At 52.9% G+C, this 1,419-nt stretch carries 1 rRNA gene; it reads right to left on the bottom strand.

Going from position 1 to position 1,419, the window contains the following annotated elements:
• Positions 1-19: 19 nt before the first annotated feature.
• A 23S ribosomal RNA gene (locus tag J1782_RS00280) occupies positions 20-1,419 on the bottom strand; the annotation flags it as partial.

Below are 1,419 nucleotides of genomic sequence, written 5' to 3'. Positions count from 1 at the left end.
AAAACACCTTTGGTGTTGTAAGGTTAAGCCTCTCGGGTCATTAGTACTGGTTAGCTCAATGCATCGCTGCACTTACACACCCAGCCTATCAACGTCTTAGTCTTAAACGTCCCTTCAGGTGGCTTAAAGCCACAGGGAAGACTCATCTCGAGGCAAGTTTCGCGCTTAGATGCTTTCAGCGCTTATCTTTTCCGCATTTAGCTACCGGGCAATGCCATTGGCATGACAACCCGAACACCAGTGATGCGTCCACTCCGGTCCTCTCGTACTAGGAGCAGCCCCTCTCAATCTTCCAACGCCCACGGCAGATAGGGACCGAACTGTCTCACGACGTTCTAAACCCAGCTCGCGTACCACTTTAAACGGCGAACAGCCGTACCCTTGGGACCTACTTCAGCCCCAGGATGTGATGAGCCGACATCGAGGTGCCAAACACCGCCGTCGATATGAACTCTTGGGCGGTATCAGCCTGTTATCCCCGGAGTACCTTTTATCCGTTGAGCGATGGCCCTTCCATTCAGAACCACCGGATCACTATGACCTACTTTCGTACCTGCTCGAGCCGTCACTCTCGCAGTCAAGCTAGCTTATGCCATTGCACTAACCTCACGATGTCCGACCGTGATTAGCTAACCTTCGTGCTCCTCCGTTACTCTTTAGGAGGAGACCGCCCCAGTCAAACTACCCACCAGACACTGTCCTCACCCCGGATCACGGGGCCGAGTTAGAACATCAAACATTAAAGGGTGGTATTTCAAGGTTGGCTCCACGCAGACTGGCGTCCACGCTTCAAAGCCTCCCACCTATCCTACACATCAAGGCTCAATGTTCAGTGTCAAGCTATAGTAAAGGTTCACGGGGTCTTTCCGTCTTGCCGCGGGTACACTGCATCTTCACAGCGAGTTCAATTTCACTGAGTCTCGGGTGGAGACAGCCTGGCCATCATTACGCCATTCGTGCAGGTCGGAACTTACCCGACAAGGAATTTCGCTACCTTAGGACCGTTATAGTTACGGCCGCCGTTTACCGGGGCTTCGATCAAGAGCTTCTCCTTGCGGATAACCCCATCAATTAACCTTCCGGCACCGGGCAGGCGTCACACCGTATACGTCCACTTTCGTGTTTGCACAGTGCTGTGTTTTTATTAAACAGTTGCAGCCAGCTGGTATCTTCGACTGGCTTCAGCTCCGGGAGCAAGTCCCTTCACCTACGCGCCAGCGTGCCTTCTCCCGAAGTTACGGCACCATTTTGCCTAGTTCCTTCACCCGAGTTCTCTCAAGCGCCTGAGTATTCTCTACCTGACCACCTGTGTCGGTTTGGGGTACGATTTCGTGTTACCTGGAGCTTAGAGGCTTTTCCTGGAAGCATGGCATCAGCTACTTCACCACCGTAGTGGCTCGTTATCACGCCTCAGGGTTA

Origin of the sequence: Rahnella sp. BCC 1045 (genome assembly GCF_019049615.1) — a bacterium.
Taxonomy (GTDB): domain Bacteria; phylum Pseudomonadota; class Gammaproteobacteria; order Enterobacterales; family Enterobacteriaceae; genus Rahnella; species Rahnella contaminans.
This window is presented reverse-complemented; position numbering and strand designations above follow the sequence as displayed.